The sequence below is a fragment of the Rhodococcus xishaensis genome, assembly GCF_004011825.1.
Taxonomy (GTDB): domain Bacteria; phylum Actinomycetota; class Actinomycetes; order Mycobacteriales; family Mycobacteriaceae; genus Prescottella; species Prescottella xishaensis.
Window position 1 is genome coordinate 177,202 of record NZ_RKLO01000001.1, and the last position, 23,139, is coordinate 200,340.

Below are 23,139 nucleotides of genomic sequence, written 5' to 3' on the forward strand. Positions count from 1 at the left end.
CCGAGGCTGACGCATGGCCCGATTCCCGCTCAGTGAGCGCTGGTATCGCTGGAGCGCCGCCCACGCGGTCGCGATCGACCGGGTCGAGGCGGCGCTGCTGTCGCTGATCTGCCTGGCCGTGGCTGATGCCGGCGGTGCCGCCGAGATCGTGATCTCGCTGGGAATGACGGTGCCACTCGCGTGGCGTCGGTCTCGGACGGTGGAGTCCGGCTTCGTGATCGCAGGGTTCGCGGTCTTGCACCTGCTGGCCGTCGACACACTGATGCCGAGTTCGATCGCGGTTCCGATCGCGCTGTACGGGTTCGCGGCCTACGCCCCCCGGTGGAGCAGCTATACGGCCCTGGCCCTTTCCATATTCGGTGCCACCGCGGCCGGGGTCAGGTACTTCGCGTTCGCCGAAAGTGGGTGGCAGGGCGTCGCGGTCTTGTCCGCGTTCGCCGTCGTGTTCGTCCTCGCGGTGTGGGCGTTCGGCGATCTGCGGCGGGTGCGGATCCAGGAACTCGAGGGACTGGCCGAGCGGGCGCGGCTGCTCGAGCTCGAGCGCGCCCAGGAAGCCGAGCTGGCGGCCTTGGGTGAGCGCACCCGGATCGCGCGCGAAATGCACGACATCGTCGCTCACTCGCTGACCGTCGTGATCGCGCAAGCCGACGGCGGACGCTACGGTGCGGCACAGAACCCACAGGCCGCCATCGCCGCGCTCGAGACGATCTCGTCGACGGGCCGGCAGGCACTCACGGATATGCGGGCGCTGCTGTCGGTGCTGCGAGAGGACCGGCCACGCGAGTTCTCGACGATGCCCGGCGCCGACGACATCGACTGCCTGGTCGCGGAACTCCGCCGCAGTGGCCTCGACGTAGTTCTCGACTTGACGGGGAAGCCACGCGAGCTGTCGCCCGGTGCGGGCCTGACCGCGTATCGCATCGTGCAGGAGTCGCTGACCAATGTCCTCAAGCACGCGGGACCGGGTGCCCAGGCGCGCGTTGAGCTGAACTGGCGCGAGGGTGAACTCGAGCTTGTCGTCACTGACGATGGCCGCGGTGGGGCAGCCGCGCTGATCGAGGCTTCGCCGGGCGGACAGGGTGTGATCGGCATGGCCGAGCGGGCAAACCTGCACGGCGGCAAGCTCCGCGCCGGACCGCTCGCGGGCGGTGGCTACCGGGTGCGGGGCCAGCTACCGTACGTCGCGCCCTAGGCTGGTCGACATGATCCGCGTGGCACTCGTCGACGACCAACAGCTCGTGCGGGCCGGTTTCCGCATGGTGATCGACTCGCAACCCGACCTCTCGGTTGTGCTCGAGGCATCGGACGGCGCGCGCGGCGTCGACGAGCTGTCACGCACGTCCGCCGATGTTGTCCTGATGGACGTCCAGATGCCGAACATGGACGGGATCGAGGCCACTCGCCGGCTCAGCGCGCGGAACGACTCACCGAAGGTGGTCGTGCTCACCACGTTCGAGAACGACGAGTACGTCATGTCGGCGATCAGTGCCGGCGCCAGCGGTTTCCTCCTCAAGGACGTCCCGCCCGAGGAACTGCTCGGCGCGATCCGCACCGTCTACCGGGGCGACGCCGTCATCGAGGCGAGGTCCACGCGCAAACTCCTGCAGCACGTCGGCCCGATGCTGGGCACGGTCCGGCCGACGCTCCCCGACCTGACGCCCCGCGAGATCGAGGTTCTCGAGGCGATGGCGCACGGGCTGTCGAACGCCGAGATCGCCGAGAAGTTCGTGGTGTCCGAGGCGACGGTGAAAACCCATGTGGGACGTGTGCTGTCGAAGACCGGGTCGCGCGACCGTGTGCAGGCGGTCGTGTACGCCTTCCAGGTCGGCCTGGTGCGGCCGGAGGATATCCTCGGCTCCGACTGACCGTCCTGAGCTCCCATTCCTTACGCCTGCGGTCGGATTCCCGCGTGTGCGGAAAAGAACTGGGTACTCAGGCCGATCGGTGTCGGTTGTGTCGGCGTCGCCGTACTACCGCAGCGACCTCCTCTGCCACCGCATCGGGATCGGCGAGGACGTCGTAGGCCGCGTAGCGCAACACCAGCCAGCCCTGTCGGACCAGCCAGTTCTGTCGACGTCGGTCTCTGCGGAACACGTCTGGTTCGCTGTGGAATTCGCGGCCGTCCACCTCGACGACGACCCTGGCGCGGGCATCTACGAGATCGCACACATACGGGCCGACGGGTTCGTTCGCCGCCATCGGGCACCGTCGCTGGTTCAGAGCCCGTGCGAGCAGGCGTTCGGGCTCCGAGGCGGCCCGCAGTGCAGCCATGCGGAACTGCTCGCGTGCTCGCGTGTTGCCCCACCGGCCCGGACATTGGTTGAGCAGCTCCTGCAACTGCTCGGGGGCAACCGATCCGGACAGTCGCTCGTCGATGAGGCGCTCGAACTCCTCGGTGGGCATCACGGCCCCGCAATCGACCAGAGTCTGCGCAGTCGACACGGTCGGCAGTGACCAGCATTCGCGGACTTGGGCATCGTCGAGGTTGCGGCGGTGCAGGACCAGCCACTTCGGTGTCCGCACCCGAACCGGCGTCGGAACCGTCGCCTCGACGACGTTCGGTTCGCCGATCCACCCGTGCAGCCACGCCGCCGTCCGGTGACTCAACACCGCCCTCGGTTGCCAGCGCGTCACCGCGTGGCAGAGTGCCAGGGCAGTCGGTTCAGTGACTGCATAGGTTCTCGGCAGGACGCGTCGATAATGGCCGCGGCGGCATCGGCTGCCGATCGTGCTGCGCGGAACTCCCGCGGCAATCAGTTCGTCGAAGGTGTGGATTCCGAAGGGGCTCATGATCGCAGGCTCGCCCGAGCGCCCGACGCCTCGGGAGATCTGTGTACGCACGTCGGGTCGGGCTGGGGATGACGTCGGCACTGTGGATGGTCGGCCTTGCCTCCCATTCCCTTCGCTTCCGAGCGGAATCCCGCACCAGTAGCGAAGTTATGGGCGCTGAGGCTGATGGCGAGTCCTACCGGAGGATGACCCCCGGCCGTGCGGAGATCGCCCCTCGCTCCGATGTGGAAGGCCATTGACCAGCCATAACGTTGACAGCATGAGAAATGGTGACGACAAGGTGCGAGCGCGAGGCCTGACCAAGACCTACGGCGACGGCGAAACTGCAGTCCATGCCCTGCGCGGAGTGGACGTGGACTTCGGGGCCGGCGTGTTCACGGCGATCATGGGACCGTCCGGATCGGGCAAGTCGACGCTCATGCACTGCCTGGCCGGACTCGACTTTGCGACGTCAGGCACGGTGCAGGTGGGGGGTACGGAGATCACCGCGCTGGGGGACCGGGAGCTTACGGAACTGCGCCGTGAGCGAATCGGATTCGTGTTCCAGGCTTTCAACCTGCTGCCGGTGTTGACTGCGGAGGAGAACATGCTGCTGCCGATGCGCCTGGCCGGACGGGTGCCCGAGCGCGGGTGGCGCGACGAGGTGGTGGGCCGACTCGGCTTGGCCGACAGACTCGGACACCGCCCGCACGAACTGTCCGGCGGACAACAGCAGCGGGTAGCGGTGGCGCGGGCGCTGCTACCGCAGCCCGACGTGATCTTCGCGGACGAACCCACCGGTAACCTCGATTCCCGCACCGGCGCCGAGGTGCTGGACCTTCTGCGCTCGAGTGTGCGCGAGACCGGGCAGACGGTGGTCATGGTGACGCACGACCCCGTCGCGGCGTCGTACGCCGACCGCGTCGTGCTCATCGCCGACGGTACGATCGCGGGTGAGATCGATCGTCCGACAACCGATTCGGTGATCGAGACCATGCGCGCGCTCGGTGCCGACGACCTGAGCGGGGCACGCTGATGCGCGGCCTCGCCTGGGCGCAGATGCGCGCACACGCGGGACGCTACGTGGCGTCAGTCCTCGCGGTCGTCATCGCTGTCGCCTTCATCGTGGCGACGCTGACACTGAACTCGACTCTGAAGGCCGGAGTTGCGGATTCGCTTGCCGGGCAGTACGCCACGACGGACGTGGTCGTCACGGGGAACGTGGACGCGGCCGCAGTCGCCGCGGTGCCTGGGGTGCGGGCGGCAACCGCGGACGCCACGATTGGCGCGAAGATCGCGCGTCCCGGTGAGGGAACGTCGTGGGGTTCGGCGGTCTCGCTGTCGCAGGATCCCGGCCTGCGTTGGCAGAAGCTGGCGGACGGCCGATACCCGGACGCTCTCGGCGAGGTGGCCGTGGGAGCGAACTTGGGGATTCCCGTCGGTAGTCAGTTGACGGTCACGCCGTTCACCGGCAAGACGACGACGGCTTCGTCCGCGACGGTCGTCGGGCTGATCGATCTCGAGGGCACCGTGCAACAGATGAACGGTACGACCGTGTTCGGGTCGACCGAGCAACTCGACCGGTGGACCACCGGATCCGGGATCGGGGAGATCCGGGCCGCCGGCGACGGCACCCTCTCGCAGGAGCAACTGGCGCAGCGGGTCCGGTCGTTCCTGCCGGACGTGACCGTGGAAACCGGTGTCCGACAGGCGGAGTTGGTGTCACAGCAGTATCTCGGCGATTCGGATCTTCTGGCGAGCGTGCTGCTGGCCTTCGGGGCGATCGCGGTCGTCGTCGCGGGACTCGTGATCGCAAACACGTTCGCGGTGCTGCTGGCCGCCCGCACCCGGGACCTGGCACTGCTGCGCTGTGTCGGGGCGACGGCGACGCAGGTTCGCAGCAGTGTCCGCGTCGAGGCGGCCGGTGTGGGTGTGGTCGCTTCGGTGCTCGGGGTCGGGTTTGGTATTGCGGCAGCGTGGGCGGTGACGCGGATCGCGTCCGCCGCCGATGTCCCGATTCCGCTGAACGGGGTGACGGTGACGCCGGTGACCGTGGTCGCCGGACTTGTCGTGGGTGTCGTGATGACGATGGTGGCGGCCTCGGCGCCGGGACGGGCCGCGACACGGGTGTCGCCGCTGGCCGCGCTGCAGCCGCTCGAATCCGCGCCCGAGGCGGTCGTGGTGTCCCGGACCCGGCGGATCGGCGGAACCCTCGCGTTGCTCGTCGGCATTGGCGTCCTCGCGGTGAGCGTTACAACCGGACAGGTGTTGACCGCCTGCCTCGGGGGCCTGCTCACGTTCGTCGCGATCGTGGTGTTGAGCCAGCGAATCGTGCCCGCCGTGGTGTCGGGCGTGGGCGCACTACTCGGACGGCTCGGTGGCCCGGTGGGGCTGCTCGCTGCAGGTAACGCGGGCCGCAACCCGCGGCGCACGGCCGCTACCGCGACGGCGCTGCTGATCGGCGTCACCCTCACCAGCACCCTTGTCGTCGGGATCGCGGTGACCAGGGCGAGCGCGCCGGGAGCGGTGGAGGACCAGTTCCCCGTGGACGTGAGCATCATGACGCGTGACTCGGCGGGACTGCCGGTCGAACTCACCGATGCCGTGCGGGATCTGGATGGTGTGACGGCCGTCGCGCAACTGGAGACGGCCGAACTCACCCTGGCCGACGGACACACCATGCCGGTCGTCGGCGTGGACGTCGCGGCCCTGCGGGCCACGGCGCGCAACGACATCAGCCTGCCCGGCCCGGGGCAACTGATGCTGGGACCGGACGAGCGTCGCGCATTCGGTCTCGCGCCCGGCGACACGGTGACGCTGGGAGGTACTGCCGGCCACGCCGACCTCACCGTCGGAGCCGCCTCGTCCAACAGGTTGGCACTTGTGGACAACCAGACCCTGGCGATGCTGTCTTCGCAAGTCACCGCCGATCGGATGTGGATCCGGTTGGCGGACGGAGTCCACGACGACCGTCTGGCCGTACAGGACGAGATTGCCTCGCTCGCTGAACAGTTCGCGCCGGGCAGTGACATCGGCGGGTCTCTCGTGATGCGAGCGACGCTGGATACCGTCCTCGACACGATGTTGCTGATCGTGGCAGGCCTGCTTTCGGTGGCCGTCGTGATCGCACTGATCGGGGTCGGCAACACGATGGCGCTGTCGGTTCTCGAGCGGCGCCGGGAATCGGGTCTGTTGCGTGCGCTGGGGCTCACGCGAGCGGGCCTGCGGTCACTGCTGCTGTGGGAGGCGCTGCTGATCGCCGGCGTAGCGTCCGCGATGGGGGTGACGCTCGGCTTGGTGTTCGGCATCACGGGATCGGCGTCGGTGTTCGGATTCGAGGGACTCGAGTTGGGCACGCTGCCGTGGCTCACGCTCGCCGCGATCGTCTTGGGCGGGGGAGCCGCGGGCGTGGTTGCGGCTCTGCTGCCGGCGCGGCGTGCGGCCGGAACGGCTCCGATTGCTGCGCTAGCGTGAGGTTGTGAGGAATGCGCGGCAGGCCCGGGAACGGCACGCGATGCTGGTCCGGGCCTGCCGCGGCAGTCGGAGTTCCCGCTTGGTCACGGTGGCGGCGCTGTTCTATGCACGGCTGTGGGGCGCGCGGATCGAGTTCGACGACGAGTTCGGCATCTTCGTGTGCTCGGGGATGCGCGGCGGGTTCGGCCGTGGCGGCATGACCCTCGGAGGCGCCTACCTCACCCGTGCGAATACTTGCCGCCGCGTCCTCCGGCACGAGGCCGTCCACGCCGATCAATGGGGTTGGCACGGAGCAGTTTTCGCCGTGATGTATCTGTGCGAGGAGATGCGGAATCCCAAGGCCCGCAACCGTTACGAGATTGCCGCGGGTCTCGGGGACGGTGGCTACACGCCGAGCTGAGCGGTGACTTTCTCGGTATCGATGCGGCGAGCCAGCGCGGCCTCGTCCGGGTTCGACACCTGCACCAGCGAGGCCCCCACCGCGAGTACCGAGACCAGGTCGGCGATGACGTCGTCGGCGGTGGTCCACGGGCGGGTCGAGAGCACGCGATCGGATCCGGACACTTTCTGCTCGGCGGCAAGGGCGCGGGCCGTGGAGAGGACTTCTTCGGTGCTGCGCCCGTCGAGTGCTACGGAAGCGGATGCGGGGGTGTCGAACTGGTCGCCGTGCACGCGGACGGCAGTGGCGTAGTCGGTGACCCCGACTGGCAGGTCGGGTGCCGGTCGGCCGAATGCGTCGAGGGAGAGGACCGCGACCTCGGGGACGTCGGCGACGTCGGCGAGACGATCGGCGGTGACGAGCGCGGAGTCGGCATCGGGATCGGCGTCCAGCGTCACCTCGAGCCCCGCCCACCACGCGCCGAGGAGGACCGCGGCGGTTTGCCAGTGAGCGGGCAGCAGCACCGACACCCGTGCCCCCGGCATGAGCGCGAACTCGTCGCACAGGAAGTTCGCGGTTTTGGCCGCCCAGTTGGCGAGCGTGATCGCCGACAGTTCTATGCGCTCCCCGGTGGCATCGTCGTAGTAGGTGATCCGGGGTCCGGCGGGGTCCGCGGCGAGGATGGGGTCGAGCAGTGCGCTTGCCAGGTTGGGCACGGGGTCCATTCTTTCGACTAGTAGTGCGGTGCGCTCAGTTCACACGAGTGCGGTGCGCTCAGTTCACACGAGTGCGGTGCGCTCAGTTCACACGAGTGCGGTGCGCTCAATTGACACAGTGTGGTCCCGGTTCGCCGGCGGTGATCGCGGGGCCCGGTTCGACTGGTGTCGGAGAGGTGCCTGGGTTGGCGATGTTGCCAGGTGTCGACGCTCCCCCGGAGGAGGTCCTGTAGTCCCCGGCAAGGACGACGCGGACTTCCTCCGAGTCGAGGGACGGGTCTGCCGTGATCGGTAGCCCACCCAGGGTCACGGAGACTGCCTGGGCTGCCTCGCTGTCGGACTGGTTCGCGAACACCGTGGTGCGCGCTACCGAAGCGCCGGTGTTGTTGCCGATGCTCCCGAGATCGAAGCCCTCGCTCACGAGGGTCTGGCCGACGCTTGCGGCGAGTCCGTTGATGTTGCTGTCGTTGACGACGTCGACGATGAACGATGACATGTCGATGTTGGGCATGGTCGTCGGAACCGTGTCGGTGTCGGACTCTGTCGGTTCCTGACCGACAACTCCGGCGACGTACTTGCGGACGGCGTCGGGGTCGACTCGAACGATGGACTCGCCGGCAGTGGTCATCCCGTTGATGTCGACCACCGGGATGGTCTCGAACGTGACGTTTCCGCCGGCGAGGTCCTGTAGTTGGGTGACGAAATCGATTATGTCCCAATCGGAATCAAGCACCACCGATCGCTGCACCGCGCTGGAGAGTTGGTTCAGCCTTCCCGGGTTGGTGAGGGTATTCGCGCTCAGCACCTTCTGGACGAGGGAGGCCATGAACACCTGTTGGCGCACGATCCGATCGAGGTCTCCGCGGGGCAGGCCGTGCCGTTGGCGGACGAAACTGAGGGCCTCGGAGCCGTTGAGCGTCTGCTCGCCGGCCGGGAAGTTCGCACCCGAGAGAGGCTCGTTGACAGGCGCGTTGAGGCACACATCGACGCCACCGACCGCGTCGGTGAGCAGCACGAACCCGAGCAGGCCGATCTCCACGTAGTGGTCGACAGTTATGCCGGTCAGGTCCGCCACGGACTTGATGAGCGCCTCACGCCCGGCCTGCGTGGCTTCCTTGTCGGCCTCGGACTCGGATTCGCCTTCCTCGACCAGTTCCTGCCGTTCGATCTCCCTGGTCGCACCGAAGGCCGCGTTGATCTTCGACATGCCGAGCCCGGGGACGTCGACGTACGCGTCGCGTGGAATGGAGATCGCGGTCGCGGAACTGCCGTCGTTGGGTACACGGATGAGGATGATCGTGTCGGTGTTGGACGCGACCTCGTCGCCCGCGTGGAGCGAGGCGAGTTCCGACGGGCTCAGCGCGTTTCCGTGGGCGTCCGTCCGACTGTCGATGCCTACGAGAAGGATGTCGACGGCGCCGTCCCTGGCTCCGCCCAGTCCGAGGCCACCGATCGTGGCGAGGTTGGACCGCAGTGAGTCGACCCCGCGCCAAGCGATTCCCGTGACCACCAGGATGATCACCGCGGTGATCGCGACAACGATCCGAGTACGCGAGGCCCTGGCCCGTGGCCGCGGTACCTTCCGTGCGGTCGACTCCTGTGGCACGTGTGTGTCTCCATGGCGGTCGGTTCTCACGCTGACTGACGTCGGTTCTCACGTTGACTGACGTCCAGGCTACTGGCGATCGTGCTCGGACGAGAGGTGGCGATGCTCGGCGTGCCAAACTTGTAGCTGTGCGAAGAATTCTGGTGACGGGTGCACGTGGACAACTCGGCAGCCAACTGCTGCGTTGCGCCGAGGACGAAGGCCTCGAGGCTTCGGGCGTCGGGTCGGCCGAACTCGACATCACCGACCGAGATGCGGTCGACCGGTGGGTGGAACCCGATGCCGTCGTCATCAACTGCGCCGCCTACACGGCCGTCGACGACGCGGAGTCGGACGAGGCGGCCGCTCGCGCCGTCAACGAGGTCGGCGCACGTAACCTCGCGGCCGCGTGCTCGCGCGCCGGCGCGAGCCTGATCCAGGTCTCCACTGACTACGTATTCTCCGGCGACCGAGCGGGCGGCACCGCAGTGCCTCACGAGACCGACGACCCCACCGGTCCCCGCTCGGTGTACGGCCGAACCAAGTTGGCGGGGGAGCGAGCGGTCCACGCAGAGCTACCCAGTGCGCAGATCGTCCGGACGGCTTGGGTGTACACCGGCACGTATGGGGGGCCGGCCGGCACGGGAGCCGACTTCGTCGCGACGATGCTGCGACTCGAGCGCGAGCGTGACACCGTCCGGGTGATCGACGACCAGGTGAGCTCGCCCACCTACTCGGTGGATCTGGCCGTCGGCCTGATCGAGCTCGCTCGCACCGGCGGCCGGGGTGTGACGACTCTCCACGCGACCAACGCCGGCTCGGCGTCACGGTTCGACCTGGCTCGCGCGGTGTTCGCCGAGGTCGGTGCCGATCCTGAGCGTGTTCGACCGTGCTCGACCGGAGAGCTCGCGAAGCCCGCAGCACGGCCCGCGTATTCGGTGCTGTCATCCCGCTCCTGGGCGGCCGCCGGGCTGACCCCGCTGCGTCCGTGGCGGGACGCGTTGACGGACGCGCTGGCACGGCTCGGGTGAAAACGGTACGGGCGTTCGGGCTAGGCTGGCCCGCGTGAGTTCGAAGCTGGCCGTGGTGACGGTGACCTACTCGCCAGGCGAGCATCTGGAGCATTTCCTGAGCACTCTGGCCGATGCCACCGTCGAGCATCCGCAGGTCATCCTGGCCGACAACGGGTCCACCGACGGCGCGCCCGAGGCGGCCGCCGCGGCTCATGATCACGTCCGGCTGCTGCGTACCGGCGGCAACATCGGATACGGCGGCGCGATCAACCGCGCCGTCGCCGAGATCGACCCCGACATAGAGTTCGTCATCGTCGTCAACCCCGACGTCCGGTGGTCGCCTGGCTCGATCGACGAATTACTGGCCGCGGCGGAGCGGTGGCCGCGAGCCGGTGCTCTCGGACCGATGGTTCGCGAACCGGACGGCAGTGTGTATCCCTCCGCACGCCAGGTGCCCGACCTGGTCTCCGGCGCCGGGCACGCGGTCCTCGGCTCGGTGTGGCCGTCGAACCCTTGGACCCAGCGGTACCGCCAGGAGAACGAGGCGATCAGCGAGCGTTCCGCGGGTTGGCTGTCAGGGTCGTGCTTGTTGCTGCGGCGGGTGGCGTTCGATACGGTCGACGGCTTCGATTCCCGCTACTTCATGTACATGGAGGACGTCGACCTCGGTGACCGCCTCGGGAAGGCGGGCTGGCTCAATGTGTTCGTACCGTCCGCCGAGGTGACCCACGCCAAGGGGCATGCCGCGGGTCGGCACCCCGAGTTGATGCTGCCCGCCCACCATCAGAGCGCTTACCGCTTCCAGGCCGACCGCCACCCGCTGTGGTGGCAGGCGCCGTTGCGGTGGGCGTTGCGGGGGGGACTTGCCCTGCGTTCAAGGCTCGCGGTCGCGGCAGCCGTTCGTCGGCGCGGCGTTGACGAGCGTCGGGAAATAGAGATTGAGGGGAAAGCATGACAACTGCGCCGGCGACCGATGCCGTGATTCTGGTGGGTGGCCGGGGCACCCGGCTGCGTCCTCTGACCCTGTCCGCGCCCAAGCCGATGCTCCCGACCGCGGGAGTGCCGTTCCTGACACACCTGCTCGCTCGGATCAAGCAGGCCGGCATTACCCACGTCGTGCTGGGTACCTCGTTCAAGGCCGAGGTCTTCGAGGAGTACTTCGGTGACGGCAGCGGTATGGGCCTCGAGATCGAGTACGTCACCGAGGTCGAGCCGATGGGCACCGGCGGCGGTATCCGCAACGTACTTCCGAACCTGCGGGCCGACAACATCATGGTCTTCAACGGCGACGTCCTCGGTGGCACCGATCTGGGGTCTGTGCTCGAGACCCACCACCGGAACAACGCCGATGTCACGCTGCACCTTGTCCGTGTGGGCGACCCGCGGGCCTTCGGTTGCGTGCCCACCGACGAGGACGGCCGGGTAACGGCATTCCTGGAGAAGACTCAGGATCCGCCGACCGATCAGATCAACGCAGGTTGCTACGTCTTCCGCCGCGAGGTCATCGAGAAGATCCCGTCGGATCGTCCGGTCTCGGTCGAGCGCGAGGTCTTCCCCGCGCTGCTCGCAGACGGTGCGCGCGTGTTCGGTCATGTCGACAGCTCGTACTGGCGGGACATGGGTACTCCTGACGACTTCGTGCGCGGTTCGGCTGACCTGGTTCGTGGCATCGCGCCGTCGCCTGCGCTGGAGGGCCCGCGCGGCGAGTCCCTCGTCCATCCGGGCGCCGGTGTGGCGCCGGGTGCGCTGCTCATCGGTGGCACGGTCGTCGGTCGGGGCGCGGTGGTCGGCGCGGGTGCCCGACTCGACGGCGCCGTGCTGTTCGACGGCGCGCAGGTGGAGGCCGGGGCGGTGGTCGAGCGGTCGATCATCGGGTTCGGTTCCCGGATCGGTCCGCGGGCGCTGGTGCGGGACGCGGTGGTCGGTGACGGCGCCGACATCGGCGCGCGGTGTGAACTGATCAGCGGTGCGCGGGTGTGGCCCGGCGTCTCGATTCCTGACGGCGGGGTGCGGTTCAGTACCGACGTGTGACCACGTCCGATGTCTTTAGTGTAGCTAATGAGAAAATGGGGGGCATGATGCCGCAGGAATCCGTCTTCCACAGATACGTCGCTCTCGGCGACTCGTTCACCGAGGGTGTCGGCGACCCCGATGCAACCCGGCCCAACGGACTGCGCGGTTGGGCGGATCGGGTCGCCGAGGAGCTCGCCCAGCGCAGCGCCGACTTCGGCTACGCCAACCTCGCGATCCGTGGCCGGCTGATGGTCCCGATCATCGAGGAGCAGGTCGACGCGGCGGTCGCGTTGGAGCCGGATCTGGTGACGATCTACGCGGGCGGCAATGACTTCATGCGACCCACGATCGACCTCGACGCGCTCGTGGAGCGGTACGACGACGCCATCGGAAAGCTGGCGGCCACCGGTGCGACGGTGCTGATGTGGACCGCGTACGACACGGGATGGGCTGCCCTCTTCGGCAAGCTGCGCGGCCGCTCAGCGATTTACAACGAACTCATCCGGGAGGTCGCCGACCGGCACGGCGCGAAGATCGTCGACTTCTGGCGTTTCGGCGAGTACCGGGACCTACGGATGTGGGACTGGGACCGCCTGCACATGTCCACTGTCGGCCACCAGAACATGGCCATCCGTGTCCTCGAGACACTCGGCGTCGAACACCACATCACGGTGGATCCGCTCGGTCCGGACCTGCCGACGGACCGGGCGGCCCGGCTACGCGCCGATCTGCTGTGGACCAAGCGGTTCGTGCTGCCTTGGATCGGACGGCGTATCCGTGGTACGTCGTCAGGCGACGACGTCGTGGCCAAGCGGCCTACGCTCGCACCCATCCGGTAGCCACCGGTCAAGCGGTCCTCACTGCACGGCTGGTCGACATTGCGACCAGGCCGATGAGTCCGACCAGCGCGAACGCGTAGAACCCCCACGGGACGGCCACGCCGGCATCGAGAAGCAGTCCGCCGAGCAGCGGTCCGCAGATCGCACCGATCCGGCCGATGCCGGCCGACCAACCCAGCGCGGTGGCGCGGATGCTCGCGGGGTGGCTGGCGCTGGTGTAGGCGTACACCAGCACCTGGGCGCTGAAGACGAAGCAACCCGCGAGGAACACCAGGATGTAGATGCCGAACGACACCTTGATACTGAGCAGCGCGAGAAACAGGGCCGCACCGGCGAACCAGACGATGCACGCGGTCCGCGGCCCGATCCGGTCGGCGACACCCCCGGCGATCAGCAGTCCCACGATGGCGCCGGCGTTGAGGACGAGTAGCAGGGTCAGGGCTGCGCCCAGGTCGTAGCCGGCCTCGCGCATGATCGTCGGCAGCCAGGTGTTGAGGCCGTAGACCAGCAGCAGACCCATGAACGACGTGACCCAGATGGAGATGCTGTTGCGCAGGAACTTGGGAGTGAAGAGCATGCGCGCCGGCTGCGATGGCGCGGGGACGGTGGCAGCGGGCCGGGTCTCGAGGGTCAGGCCGCACTCGGTGGCGATGGCCTCGGCCTCCGCGTGACGGCCCCGGGAGAGCAGGTACGCCGGTGATTCCGGCAAGTAGCGGATCATGAGTGGGACGAGCACGATGGCCGGAAGTGCACCGGCGACGAACATCGACTGCCACCCGAACGGATCGATGAGTACGAGGGCCAGTGCGGCGGTCGCGACGGCGCCGACGTGGTAGCCGGTCATCAGCAGCGTTGAGGCGGAGCCTCCGCCCTGCTTCTTGGAGAACTCGTTGACCAGTGCCAGCGCGGTGGGCAGGGCGCCACCGAGCCCGATGCCGGCCAGGAAGCGGAAGAGCCCGAAGAGGAAGGGGTTGGGAGCCAGAGCGCAGAGCAACGTGAGGAATGAGAACGCCGTGACGGCGAAGATCAGCACTCGGCGGCGGCCGATGATGTCGGTGAGAGTTCCGATGGTCAGCGCACCGATCGTCATGCCGACGAGGCTGAGCGTCGTGATGGTCGTGAGTGTTCCGATGCCGACGTTCCAGTTCCCGTCCAGGATGGAGGGGATGACCGTGCCGAGCACGACCAAGTCGAAACCGTCGAGGAGGATTGCAGCCCAACACAGGGGAGCCACCCAGAGAGCCGATGTGGTTCGGCGCATCACAGGGCGTTCGATGGTGCTCATTCGATCTCCGAGAGAGTGTGTTCGTAATGCGAACCAGTGTTCAATTCTAGAACTTTGCTATTGTGTGGCGAGTCACAGACGAATGTCAAGGCTGTGGTGGGTCACAGGTGAATGCCAAGGCGCGGACTGTTCGGTCCGCCCGATGGCTATCGGGTGAACACCGGTCCGACGGGACGCTCGTGGAGTGGCCGACGTGAACGAAACGGACAGGAGCATGCTCGGCCGGGTATTCCGGTTGCTCGAGTGCTTCTCCGTCGCCCGCGTCCGGATGACCCAGTCCGAGCTGAGTCGTCGCACGGGCCTTCCGCTGCCGACCGTCCACCGGTTGTGCACGCAGTTGGTAACCAATGGCGCACTCGAACGCGCCACCGATGGGCGGTACCAAATCGGGGTCCGGCTTTGGGAACTGGGCGCCCTCGCTCCCCGAGCACATGGGCTCAGGCAGATCGCGATGCCCTATCTGGAGGACCTCTACGAGGCGACCCACGAGAACGTGCAGTTGATCGTGCGGGACGGACTCGAGGCGCTCTACATCGAAAGGCTCTCCGGCCGCGCAGCGGTGACCGTGGTCGGACGGGCCGGTGGTCGGCTCCCGCTGCACGCGTCCAGCGGCGGATTGGTGTTGCTCGCGCACGGTGGCGGTGAACTTCTCGACGCAGTCCTCGAGGCCGGCCTCGAACGGTTCACCCCGAACACAATCACCTCCGAGCACCGCCTGCGTCAGGTACTGGACGACATCCGGCGACGCGGTTTCGTGGTGTGTCGCGAGCATCTCAACCTCGGCACTCTCGCCGTCGCAGCCCCTGTGCAGCGCCCGTCCGGAGAAGTGGTCGCGGCGATCTCGGTCGTCATCGGTGCCGACGTCGATCCCGCGCCACTGATACCGGCGCTGCGGGCTGCCGCACGCGGCATCTCGCGTGGCCTGACGACGGAGGAGTCTTCCACTGAGTGAAAGTGGCGGTTCTGTAGCTGGCCTATTGGGCGGGACAGTGTTGTAGATCACGTTCTACGAGGAGCTACCCATGACCAACTCGCGAACCCGCGTCGGCATCGTCGGCGCCGGCCCCGCGGGACTGATGCTGTCCCACCTTCTGCACCTGCGGGGCATCGAATCCGTTGTTCTCGAGGCCCGCACGCGGGAGGAGGTGGAGGGCACCATCCGCGCAGGTGTCCTCGAACAGAACACCGTCGACCTGATGGTCGAGACCGGGCTCGGTGACCGCGTGAAAGCCGAGGGGCTCGAGCACCATGGCATCGAGTTGCGATTCGGCGGCCGTGGACACCGCATCGCGTTCGACGAGCTCACAGACGGTCGCGCCGTCACGGTCTACCCGCAGCACGAGGTCCTCGTGGACCTGATCGCCAAGCGGCTCGCAGACGGCGGCGACATCCGCTTCGGTGTCTCCGAGGTCGAGGTCCACGACCACACGACCGACAGCCCGTACATCACCTACACCGATGCCGACGGCAACCCGCACACACTCAGGTGTGTGCTGGCTGCTGGCTGCGACGGTTCCCGGACCGAGACGCGGAAGCTGATCCCCGAGGCCACGATTCGCCAGGACCACTTCCGCCAGTACCCGTTCGCCTGGTTGGGCATCCTCGCCGAAGCACCACCGTCGTCGGAGGAGCTGATCTACGCGAACCACCCCCGCGGCTTCGCGCTCATCAGCACTCGCACGCCGCAGGTGCAGCGGCAGTACCTCCAGGTCGACCCGAACGATTCGGTCGACAACTGGTCCGACGACCGGATCTGGTCCGAGTTGCACGCTCGTGTCGACGGTGACGGCGCAGAGATCAAGGACGGCAAGATCTTCGACAAGTCGATCCTGCAGTTCCGCAGCTTCGTGTGCGAGCCGATGCAGCACGAGAACCTCTTCCTCGCCGGCGACGCCGCGCACACCGTTCCGCCCACCGGCGCCAAGGGCCTCAACCTGGCCGTCGCCGACGTTTACGCGCTCTCGAACGGCATGGCGGAGTTCTTCGAGACCGGCGATCGAGGCCGGCTCGACGCGTACACCGAGACGGTGTCGCCGCGGATCTGGCGTACCCAACACTTCTCGTGGTGGATGTCGTCGATGCTGCACCGCCTGCCCGACGCTTCCGGGTTCGACCACAGGCGCCAGGTCGCGGAGCTCGACATGGTCACCCGCTCGGTCGCCGGGCGCACGCTGATCGCCGAGAACTATGTGGGCACACCGCTGGACTGATCCACCCACCGGGTACTCGCTCGGCCCACACCTGGCGTCGGCCAAGCCATCCACGCGTCAGGCGACGCGCTCGAACACCGCGGCCAGCCCCTGGCCGCCGCCGATGCACATCGTCTCGAGGCCGTAGCGAGCCTCGCGGCGATCGAGTTCGCGCAGCAGCGTCGTGAGGATGCGGGCGCCGGTCGCACCCACGGGGTGACCCAGGGATATTCCCGAGCCGTTCGGGTTCAGTCGCGCATCGTCGGGTTCGAGGCCCCACGTGCGGGTAACCGCGAGGGCCTGCGCGGCGAATGCCTCGTTCAGCTCGATCAGGTCCATGTCATCCAACGTGAGATCGAGTCGGTCGAGCGCCTTTTCGGTTGACGGCACCGGTCCGATGCCCATCGTCCGTGGAGGTACACCGGCCACTGCCCAACTCGCGAGCTGGGCGAGCGGGCGCAGGCCTTGCATCTTCGCCCGTCTCGGGGTGGTGACGATCGCGACCGCGGCGCCATCGTTCTGGCCGCTGGCGTTGCCGGCGGTGACCGTCGCGTCGGGGTCGACCTTGCCGCGGATCGGACGGAGCTTGGCGAGGGACTCGAGGCTGGTGTCGGCACGCGGATGCTCATCGGTGTCGACGACGAGCGGGTCGCCCTTGTACTGGGGCACGGTCACCGGAACGATCTCCTCGGCGAACACCCCGCTGCGCTGTGCCGCGACCGCGCGCTGGTGGGACTGGACCGCGAGAGCGTCCTGATCCTCACGGCTGATGGAGAAATCCGCGCGCAGGTTCTCGGCTGTCTCGATCATGCCTCCCGGGACGGGGAAGTTGCGGCCACCGGCCGTTACGCGGGCGCGGGCCAACCGGTCGTTGAGCTCGAGCGACTCGCCCCGCACGCCGTAGCGCATCCCCGTGGCGTAGAACTCGGCCTGGCTCATGGACTCGACGCCACCGGCGATGACGAGGTCACTGCCGCCGGACTGGACCGTCATCACAGCCTGGATGATCGCCTGCAGGCCCGATCCGCAGCGACGGTCGACCTGCAGGCCCGGCACGTCCGCACCCAGCCCTGCGTTGAGCGCCGCGACTCGGCCGATGGCGGGCGCCTCGCCGCCCGGGGAGGCCTGGCCGAGGATCACGTCGTCGATGTCAGAGCCTGATAGCCCTGTACGGGAAACCAATTCGGTGATGACGGTGGCCGCGAGATCCTCGGGCGCGACGTCACGGAAGACGCCGCCGAAGCGGCCGACGGGGGTGCGGAGCGGTTCGCAGATGACTGCGTCAGGCATGTCTTTTTCCTTGTTGCGGGGGCGCTTTCGTCTGGATGCGGGCCACGTCGGCCGAGATCGCTGCCGCAGCTGCGACGGCGGCGGGCACGAGCGTTTCGTATACCGCCTCGCTGGTGTACCGCGCCGCCTGTGTGGAGATATTGACGGCCGCGACGACCGCGCCCAACTGGTCCTTGATCGGCGCGGCGAGCGAGCGCAGTCCCTCCTCGAGTTCTTGGTCGACGACGCAAAAACCCTGGGCTCGGACCTTGTCGAGTTCGGTGCGCAGTGCGCCGGGGGTCGCAATCGTGTGCCCGGTGAGCGGGGACAGTTCCACACCGTCGAGGTACGTGTCCAGGTCGGCGGGGCTCAGCCCGGCCAGCAGGACGCGGCCCATCGACGTCGCAAAAGCGGGGAAGCGGGTTCCGATCGTGATCGAGACCGTCATGATCCGGCTGACGGGCACACGGGCGACGTACACGATGTCGCCGTCGTCGAGGACCGACACCGACGTCGACTCGTGCACCAGTGCCGACAGGGCCTCGAGGTGCGGGCGGGCGATCTCGGGCAGGGTCAGGCTCGACAGGTAGCTGTATCCAAGTTCCAGCACCCGCGGGGTCAGCCAGAACGTCGAACCGTCGGTGCGAACGTAGCCGAGTTCGACGAGGGTGAGCAGGAATCGGCGGGCCGTCGCACGGGTGAGATCGGTTGCGCGTGCGACATCACTGAGCGTGCGGCGCGGGTTCTCGGCGTCGAACGCGCGGATGACGGACAGTCCGCGAGCGAGTGACTGTACGTAGTCGGTGGATGCTCCGCTCGTCGTCGTGCGAGTGTCGGTCCCGCTCGCACTCGTCGTGCTCATACTGGTCGCGCTGGTACTCGTCACTGTCGGCTACTCCCCTCGTTGGCGTCCGCCAGGTCGGCGAGCGCCTGCTTGCCGAGCGCGAACGCTCGGTTGCTGTTCGGCACACCCGCGTACACCGCGGCGTGCAGGAATACTTCCACGAGCAGTTGGGGGTCCACTCCGGCTCGCAGCGCGGCCCGGATGTGCAAGTCGAGTTCGTGCTCGTTGCCGACGGCGGTGAGGATCGCGAGGGTCAACAGTCGGCGGGTGTGGTGGTCCAGGCCGTCTCGGGCCCAGATGTCGCCCCACGCTGTGCGGGTGATGAAGTCCTGGAAGGGCTCGGTGAACGGCGTCGTCGACTCGATCGTCCGATCGACGTGCGCGTCGCCGAGGACCGACCGGCGAACCGCCATGCCGACGTCGTGCGCCGCGCGGCGGGCGGCATCGACGGGGACAGTCGCGTGTCTGTCGAGATGGCGCTCGATCAGGTGGGTTACGGCGCCGGCTTGCTCGACGTTGGCGAGGTGCGCCCCGGGGGACAGGACGTGGAACTGGGCACCTGCGATGCCGTCGGCGATCACCTGGTGCACGGACGGAGGGGTCCGGGTGTCCTGCTCCGCCGCGATTACCAGCGTGGGTGCGACGATCCGGGCGAGGTCGTCGCGACCGTCCCACTCCGCCAGCGCCTCGCAGCACGCCGCGTAGCCTTCGTCGGGTGTGCTGCAGACCATTTCGATGTGACGCGCGAAGAGGTCCGGATCACGCTGGGCCAGTTCGGGGGTGAACCAGTGTCCGACGATCGACTCGGCGATCGAAGCGATACCGTTTGCACGGACCGCGGCGGCACGGTCGATCCACTTCTGGGCCGGCGCGAACCGAGCCGACGTGCACATCAGGGTCAGCGTCCGCACCCGCTGCGGGTGGTGCGCGGCCAGCCATTGGCCCATCGCGCCGCCGAGCGAGAGTCCCACGACGTGAACGGAGTGCAGGCCGAGCCTGTCGAGTAGCGCGACGACATCGTCGCTCAGGTCGGCCATCGTGTACGGGCCTGCCGGGGCGGGGGATCCGCCGTGGCCGCGGAGGTCCGCCGCGATCACGCGGGCGTGGGGGGCGAGGGCGTGGATCTGCGGATCCCACATGTGGAGGTTCGAGCCCAGCGAACCGAGCAGGAGGACGGGGGGCATGGCTGGGTCGCCGTGCTGTTCGTGGTGCAGGTCCACTGTCATCGGTGGCCTCCGGTGGGTCGGGCTGCGAGGGCACGGTCGACGAGATCGACCGCGTGACCGAGGTAGTGCGAGGGGTCGAGCAGGTCGCGCAGGGTGCTGGGTGGGAGATGCTCGGTGATCGCGGGCGCCTGATCCAGTGGGACGCTGGAAGCCGCTGCGGCGGTCACGATGTCGTGCGCCGACTCGGTGTACTCCGAGAGCGCGGCGGTGACCCGCTCTGCGAGGATCAAGCCGCCGGTGAGCGTGAGGTTGCGCGACATTGCGTCGGCATCGACCCGCAGGCCGCCGACGCTCGACGAGAGCCGGTGCGCTGCACCACCCGCGAGCAGCAGCAGGTCGGTGACGGTTTCCCATTCGGCGTGCCAGGCGCCGGTTGCGCGAGCGGACTCGTGGTCCATCGACGACAGCGCCGTCGATACCAGGCCCGGGACTCGACGCGCCGCCGCCCGCGCCGTGATGGCCGCCACAGGATTCTGCTTGTGCGGCATCGCCGACGAGCCACCCGGTGTGTCCTCGGCGACCTCACCGAACTCTGTCGAGGCCAACAGGGTGATGTCCGTGGCAGGCTTCGACACCGCCCCGGCGGCGACGCCCAACGCGGCCGCCAATGTCGCGATCGGGATACGAACGGTATGCCACGGGACGACCTGTCGGGCCAGGCCCAGCTCGTCGGCGAGCGCATCGGCGATGGCGAGTCCGTGCGGGTGCACGGCCGCGAGAGTGCCTGCGGCGCCGCCGAACTGTACTGGGAGTGCTGCTACGGTCTGCTCGAGTGACACGGCGGCGGCGTCGAGCCCGGTGAACCACGACGCCGCCAACGCGCCGAAGGTCGTCGGGAGCGCCTGCTGGCCGAGGGTGCGCGCGATCATCGGGGTCTCACGATGGTCGCGGGCGAGGTCGGCGGCGGCATCGGCGGCGGCGCGCAGGTCGTCGATCACGATGCGACCGGCGCTGCGGGCCAAGAGCATCAGCGCGGTGTCCATCACGTCCTGGCTGGTCGCACCGACGTGCACCGCCGACGCCGGAACGCCCTCGGCCTCGCACTCGGAGCGCAAAGTCCGTACGAGCGGGATCACGGGGTTGCCCCCCGCGGACGAGCGACGTCCGAGGTCGGCGATGTCGACTCCACCGGGCTCGGCGAGACGCGACGTCACCGCAGTCACCGTCATCGCGTGCTCAGGAGATACCAGGCCGAAGGTGGAGGCCGCGCGGGTGAGCGCGGCCTCCACCGAGAGCAGTGCGCTCACCCAAGCGCCGTCCGACAGGGTCGCGGCAAGTTCGTCTGCGCCGAAGACCGGGTCGAACAGGTCACCGCGGGTGTGTGTCACGGGGATCTCCTGATGCAGCCTGGCGTGTGGGGTCTCATGGGGTGGATCGGGCGACTCGAGCCCGCGCTCACACCACGGACCGTGTTCGCAATATGGACGAAAGAACGCGATACGAACAATCTAGTGCGTTCCAAGCACGCGATCAATCAATCGAAGCCGAGAGTGTTCGTAATACGCACAGACGTGCACAATACGTACGATCGTCGTATGCTGGGCGGCATGCTGGACAAAGTCAAGGACACCGCGGCCGAGGCAGTCGCCGACATCCCGGACGGTGCAACCATCGCAGTCGGTGGATTCGGACTGGTCGGTGTGCCGGGGGTCCTTATCCGGGCAGTTCTCGACCAGGGTGCAACGGACCTCGAGACGGTGAGCAACAACTGCGGCACAGACGGCTTCGGCCTCGGCTTGCTGCTCGAGAAGGGGCGTATCCGCCGCACCATCAGTTCGTACGTCGGCGACAACAAGGAATTCGCGCGGCAGTACCTGACGGGAGAACTCGAGGTGGAGTTGACTCCGCAGGGCACACTCGCCGAGCGGATGCGGGCCGGCGGTGCCGGCATACCGGCCTTCTTCACTCCCGCCGGAGTTGGCACGCAGGTTGCGGAGGGCGGTCTGCCGCGTCGCTTCGTCGGTGACGGCGGCATCGCCATCGCGAGCCCGGTCAAGGAGACCCGCGAGTTCGACGGCATCACGTACGTCATGGAGCTCGGCATCGTCGCCGACTTCGCGCTCGTGCACGCCTGGAAGGGCGACCGCCACGGCAACCTCGTGTACCGACGCACCGCTCGCAACTTCAACCCGCCCGCCGCCACATCGGGCCGCATCACCATCGCGCAGGTCGAGCATCTGGTCGAGCCCGGCGAACTGGACCCCGACCAGATCCACACCCCGGGCATCCATGTACAGCGTGTGGTGCACGTGGGCAAGGTCCCTGTCGGAATCGAGAAGCGAACGGTACGAACATGACTCGAGTCTTGGCACAGAAGTTGACGCGTGAGCAGATGGCCGCCCGCGTGGCGCAGGAACTGTTCGACGGTCAGTACGTCAACCTCGGTATCGGCATGCCCACACTCGTGCCGAACTACATTCCCGAGGGCGTCACGGTCGTACTCCATTCGGAGAACGGCGTCCTCGGCGTGGGTCCGTACCCTACCGAGGACGAACTCGACCCCGAGCTCATCAACGCCGGCAAGGAGACCATCACGGTTTTGCCCGGCGCATCGTACTTCGACTCGTCGGAGTCGTTCGGGATGATCCGTGGCGGCCAAGTGGATGTTGCGGTGCTCGGTGCGATGCAGGTCAGCGCCCAGGGAGACCTCGCCAACTGGATGATCCCCGGTCACATCGTGAAGGGCATGGGCGGTGCAATGGACCTCGTTCACGGCGCCAAGCGCGTCATCGTGATGATGGAGCACGTCTCGAAGAGGGGCGAACCCAAGGTCCTCGAGCGGTGCACCCTTCCGCTGACCGGTCAGGCTTGCGTGCAGCGGATCATCACCGACCTGGCGGTCCTCGACGTCACTGACGAGGGTCTGCGCATGGTCGAGACCGCGCCCGGTGTGAGCGTCGACGAGGTCGTCGTGGCGACCGCGGCGAAACTGCTGGTCTGATCGGGCCGTACCGCTGAACCGGCCGACGGCCGCCGCACTCAGCGCGTGGCGGCCATCCGGACCAGGTGGGTGATCGTGTCCGCTTCCGCCCCGTCGGGCAGATCGTCGACGGGGAACCAGCGCAGGTCTCGGGACTCGTCGCTGATAGTGATCGGCGCTCCCTCCGGCGCTTTGACCAGGAACCGCAGGTCCAAGTGTCTCGTCGGGACACCGAGCGAGCACGTGATCGGGTGCGTGTGCGCCGACAACAACGCGGTGTCGATCCGCAGATCCTCGATGCCCGATTCCTCCCGTGCCTCCCGCAGGGCCGCCTCGACGACCGTGTCGTCGCTCTCCTCGCAGTGCCCACCCAGTTGTATCCAGCGTCCCACGCGGGGGTGCAGCGTCAGCAGTACGTGACAGCCACCCTCGTCGAGGACGAGCGATGACGCGGTGATATGCCCCGGAACGTGTGAGCGCAGGCAGCCGTCCGGCGCGGAGTCCAGGAAGGCGAGCATCGTGTGCCGCAACGATTCCGCGGCCTCGGAATCGGTGCACCAGTTCACGAGGACCTCACGCGCGGACGCGTGCAGCGATCGTGCAGTCATTTCGCCGTCA

General features: G+C 67.9%; 22 protein-coding genes. 13 read left to right on the forward strand and 9 right to left on the reverse strand.

The window, feature by feature from the left end; genetic code table 11:
- The first annotated feature begins 13 nt into the window (after positions 1–13).
- Entirely contained in the window at positions 14–1,192 is a 1,179-nt protein-coding gene (locus EGT50_RS00925; RefSeq protein WP_127950743.1) for a sensor histidine kinase, read from the forward strand.
- 10 nt (positions 1,193–1,202) lie between these two features.
- Complete coding sequence (locus EGT50_RS00930) at positions 1,203–1,865, forward strand: response regulator (protein ID WP_127950744.1); 663 nt, start codon at positions 1,203–1,205, stop codon at positions 1,863–1,865.
- A gap of 67 nt (positions 1,866–1,932) precedes the next feature.
- Here the strand turns inward: EGT50_RS00930 and EGT50_RS00935 are convergent, their stop codons facing one another.
- Positions 1,933–2,790 (reverse strand): DUF559 domain-containing protein, encoded by an 858-nt coding sequence (locus tag EGT50_RS00935; protein WP_127950745.1) that lies wholly within the window; start codon positions 2,788–2,790, stop codon positions 1,933–1,935.
- Between the two features lie 259 nt (positions 2,791–3,049).
- Between EGT50_RS00935 and EGT50_RS00940 the strand changes: the two genes are divergently transcribed.
- From EGT50_RS00940 to EGT50_RS00950, 3 genes are read left to right on the forward strand one after another with little or no spacing between them, the layout of a single operon-like run.
- Positions 3,050–3,805, forward strand: coding sequence for an ABC transporter ATP-binding protein (locus tag EGT50_RS00940; RefSeq protein WP_127950746.1), 756 nt, complete (start codon positions 3,050–3,052; stop codon positions 3,803–3,805).
- A complete protein-coding gene (locus EGT50_RS00945) occupies positions 3,805–6,243 on the forward strand; it encodes an FtsX-like permease family protein (RefSeq protein ID WP_127950747.1) in 2,439 nt (812 codons plus the stop codon). The genes EGT50_RS00940 and EGT50_RS00945 overlap by 1 nt, the downstream gene beginning before the upstream one ends.
- Positions 6,244–6,283: 40 nt before the next feature.
- Entirely contained in the window at positions 6,284–6,643 is a 360-nt protein-coding gene (locus tag EGT50_RS00950) for a hypothetical protein (RefSeq protein ID WP_127951326.1), read from the forward strand.
- Here the strand turns inward: EGT50_RS00950 and EGT50_RS00955 are convergent.
- Together EGT50_RS00955 and EGT50_RS00960 are read right to left on the reverse strand one after the other, a co-directional pair.
- Positions 6,628–7,347 (reverse strand): TIGR03089 family protein, encoded by a 720-nt coding sequence (locus EGT50_RS00955; RefSeq protein ID WP_127950748.1) that lies wholly within the window; start codon positions 7,345–7,347, stop codon positions 6,628–6,630. The two genes, EGT50_RS00950 and EGT50_RS00955, sit on opposite strands and share 16 nt — an antisense overlap.
- Positions 7,348–7,444: 97 nt before the next feature.
- Positions 7,445–8,944, reverse strand: coding sequence for an LCP family protein (locus EGT50_RS00960; RefSeq protein ID WP_408014570.1), 1,500 nt, complete (start codon positions 8,942–8,944; stop codon positions 7,445–7,447).
- A gap of 128 nt (positions 8,945–9,072) precedes the next feature.
- Between EGT50_RS00960 and rfbD the strand changes: the two genes are divergently transcribed.
- From rfbD to EGT50_RS00980, 4 genes are read left to right on the forward strand one after another with little or no spacing between them, the layout of a single operon-like run.
- Complete coding sequence (rfbD, locus tag EGT50_RS00965; protein WP_127950749.1) at positions 9,073–9,954, forward strand: dTDP-4-dehydrorhamnose reductase; 882 nt, start codon at positions 9,073–9,075, stop codon at positions 9,952–9,954.
- A 34-nt stretch (positions 9,955–9,988) separates the two neighbouring features.
- Positions 9,989–10,891 (forward strand): glycosyltransferase family 2 protein, encoded by a 903-nt coding sequence (locus EGT50_RS00970; RefSeq protein ID WP_127950750.1) that lies wholly within the window; start codon positions 9,989–9,991, stop codon positions 10,889–10,891.
- Complete coding sequence (gene manB, locus EGT50_RS00975; RefSeq protein ID WP_127950751.1) at positions 10,888–11,967, forward strand: mannose-1-phosphate guanylyltransferase; 1,080 nt, start codon at positions 10,888–10,890, stop codon at positions 11,965–11,967. The genes EGT50_RS00970 and manB overlap by 4 nt, the downstream gene beginning before the upstream one ends.
- Before the next feature lie 44 nt (positions 11,968–12,011).
- The gene (locus EGT50_RS00980) at positions 12,012–12,788 is read left to right on the forward strand and encodes an SGNH/GDSL hydrolase family protein (protein ID WP_127950752.1); all 777 of its coding nucleotides are present in this window, start codon (positions 12,012–12,014) and stop codon (positions 12,786–12,788) included.
- A 7-nt stretch (positions 12,789–12,795) separates the two neighbouring features.
- On the opposite strand, the gene EGT50_RS00985 is transcribed toward EGT50_RS00980, so the two are convergent.
- Complete coding sequence (locus EGT50_RS00985) at positions 12,796–14,073, reverse strand: MFS transporter (RefSeq protein WP_127950753.1); 1,278 nt, start codon at positions 14,071–14,073, stop codon at positions 12,796–12,798.
- Between the two features lie 193 nt (positions 14,074–14,266).
- Here EGT50_RS00985 and EGT50_RS00990 point away from each other — a divergent pair, with 193 nt between their 5' ends.
- Positions 14,267–15,025: an IclR family transcriptional regulator gene (locus EGT50_RS00990; protein ID WP_127951328.1), complete on the forward strand. Its 759-nt coding sequence runs from the start codon at positions 14,267–14,269 to the stop codon at positions 15,023–15,025.
- A 70-nt stretch (positions 15,026–15,095) separates the two neighbouring features.
- The gene (locus tag EGT50_RS00995) at positions 15,096–16,283 is read left to right on the forward strand and encodes a 4-hydroxybenzoate 3-monooxygenase (protein ID WP_127950754.1); all 1,188 of its coding nucleotides are present in this window, start codon (positions 15,096–15,098) and stop codon (positions 16,281–16,283) included.
- A 57-nt stretch (positions 16,284–16,340) separates the two neighbouring features.
- Here the strand turns inward: EGT50_RS00995 and EGT50_RS01000 are convergent, their stop codons facing one another.
- From EGT50_RS01000 to pcaB, 4 genes are read right to left on the reverse strand one after another with little or no spacing between them, the layout of a single operon-like run.
- A complete protein-coding gene (locus EGT50_RS01000; RefSeq protein ID WP_127950755.1) occupies positions 16,341–17,552 on the reverse strand; it encodes an acetyl-CoA C-acetyltransferase in 1,212 nt (403 codons plus the stop codon).
- The gene (locus EGT50_RS01005) at positions 17,545–18,393 is read right to left on the reverse strand and encodes an IclR family transcriptional regulator domain-containing protein (protein ID WP_127951329.1); all 849 of its coding nucleotides are present in this window, start codon (positions 18,391–18,393) and stop codon (positions 17,545–17,547) included. Before EGT50_RS01005 ends, EGT50_RS01000 begins: the two co-directional genes overlap by 8 nt.
- A 20-nt stretch (positions 18,394–18,413) precedes the next feature.
- Positions 18,414–19,601 (reverse strand): bifunctional 3-oxoadipate enol-lactonase/4-carboxymuconolactone decarboxylase PcaDC, encoded by a 1,188-nt coding sequence (gene pcaDC, locus EGT50_RS01010; RefSeq protein ID WP_127950756.1) that lies wholly within the window; start codon positions 19,599–19,601, stop codon positions 18,414–18,416.
- Positions 19,598–20,929: a 3-carboxy-cis,cis-muconate cycloisomerase gene (gene pcaB / locus EGT50_RS01015; protein WP_127950757.1), complete on the reverse strand. Its 1,332-nt coding sequence runs from the start codon at positions 20,927–20,929 to the stop codon at positions 19,598–19,600. The genes pcaDC and pcaB overlap by 4 nt, the downstream gene beginning before the upstream one ends.
- A 219-nt stretch (positions 20,930–21,148) precedes the next feature.
- On the opposite strand from pcaB, the gene EGT50_RS01020 reads away from it, so the two are divergent.
- Together EGT50_RS01020 and EGT50_RS01025 are read left to right on the forward strand one after the other, a co-directional pair.
- Positions 21,149–21,898 (forward strand): CoA transferase subunit A, encoded by a 750-nt coding sequence (locus EGT50_RS01020; RefSeq protein ID WP_206615698.1) that lies wholly within the window; start codon positions 21,149–21,151, stop codon positions 21,896–21,898.
- Positions 21,895–22,542 carry a CoA transferase subunit B gene (locus tag EGT50_RS01025; protein WP_127950758.1) on the forward strand — a complete coding sequence of 216 codons (648 nt, stop codon included), beginning with the start codon at positions 21,895–21,897 and terminating at the stop codon, positions 22,540–22,542. The genes EGT50_RS01020 and EGT50_RS01025 overlap by 4 nt, the downstream gene beginning before the upstream one ends.
- Positions 22,543–22,580: 38 nt before the next feature.
- Here EGT50_RS01025 and EGT50_RS01030 read toward each other — a convergent pair whose 3' ends face one another.
- A complete protein-coding gene (locus tag EGT50_RS01030; RefSeq protein WP_127950759.1) occupies positions 22,581–23,129 on the reverse strand; it encodes an NUDIX hydrolase in 549 nt (182 codons plus the stop codon).
- Positions 23,130–23,139: the final 10 nt, after the last annotated feature.

What these genes read in the sequence shown, in the direction of transcription:
- EGT50_RS00925 (WP_127950743.1), top strand. Translation starts at nt 14, where the DNA reads ATGGCCCGATTCCCGCTCAGTGAGCGCTGGTATCGCTGGAGCGCCGCC.
- EGT50_RS00930 (WP_127950744.1), top strand. Translation starts at nt 1,203, where the DNA reads ATGATCCGCGTGGCACTCGTCGACGACCAACAGCTCGTGCGGGCCGGT.
- EGT50_RS00935 (WP_127950745.1), bottom strand. Translation starts at nt 2,790, where the DNA reads ATGAGCCCCTTCGGAATCCACACCTTCGACGAACTGATTGCCGCGGGA.
- EGT50_RS00940 (WP_127950746.1), top strand. Translation starts at nt 3,050, where the DNA reads ATGAGAAATGGTGACGACAAGGTGCGAGCGCGAGGCCTGACCAAGACC.
- EGT50_RS00945 (WP_127950747.1), top strand. Translation starts at nt 3,805, where the DNA reads ATGCGCGGCCTCGCCTGGGCGCAGATGCGCGCACACGCGGGACGCTAC.
- EGT50_RS00950 (WP_127951326.1), top strand. Translation starts at nt 6,284, where the DNA reads ATGCTGGTCCGGGCCTGCCGCGGCAGTCGGAGTTCCCGCTTGGTCACG.
- EGT50_RS00955 (WP_127950748.1), bottom strand. Translation starts at nt 7,347, where the DNA reads ATGGACCCCGTGCCCAACCTGGCAAGCGCACTGCTCGACCCCATCCTC.
- manB (WP_127950751.1), top strand. Translation starts at nt 10,888, where the DNA reads ATGACAACTGCGCCGGCGACCGATGCCGTGATTCTGGTGGGTGGCCGG.
- EGT50_RS00980 (WP_127950752.1), top strand. Translation starts at nt 12,012, where the DNA reads ATGATGCCGCAGGAATCCGTCTTCCACAGATACGTCGCTCTCGGCGAC.
- EGT50_RS00985 (WP_127950753.1), bottom strand. Translation starts at nt 14,073, where the DNA reads ATGAGCACCATCGAACGCCCTGTGATGCGCCGAACCACATCGGCTCTC.
- EGT50_RS00995 (WP_127950754.1), top strand. Translation starts at nt 15,096, where the DNA reads ATGACCAACTCGCGAACCCGCGTCGGCATCGTCGGCGCCGGCCCCGCG.
- EGT50_RS01000 (WP_127950755.1), bottom strand. Translation starts at nt 17,552, where the DNA reads ATGCCTGACGCAGTCATCTGCGAACCGCTCCGCACCCCCGTCGGCCGC.
- EGT50_RS01005 (WP_127951329.1), bottom strand. Translation starts at nt 18,393, where the DNA reads ATGAGCACGACGAGTGCGAGCGGGACCGACACTCGCACGACGACGAGC.
- pcaDC (WP_127950756.1), bottom strand. Translation starts at nt 19,601, where the DNA reads ATGACAGTGGACCTGCACCACGAACAGCACGGCGACCCAGCCATGCCC.
- EGT50_RS01020 (WP_206615698.1), top strand. Translation starts at nt 21,149, where the DNA reads ATGCTGGACAAAGTCAAGGACACCGCGGCCGAGGCAGTCGCCGACATC.
- EGT50_RS01025 (WP_127950758.1), top strand. Translation starts at nt 21,895, where the DNA reads ATGACTCGAGTCTTGGCACAGAAGTTGACGCGTGAGCAGATGGCCGCC.
- EGT50_RS01030 (WP_127950759.1), bottom strand. Translation starts at nt 23,129, where the DNA reads ATGACTGCACGATCGCTGCACGCGTCCGCGCGTGAGGTCCTCGTGAAC.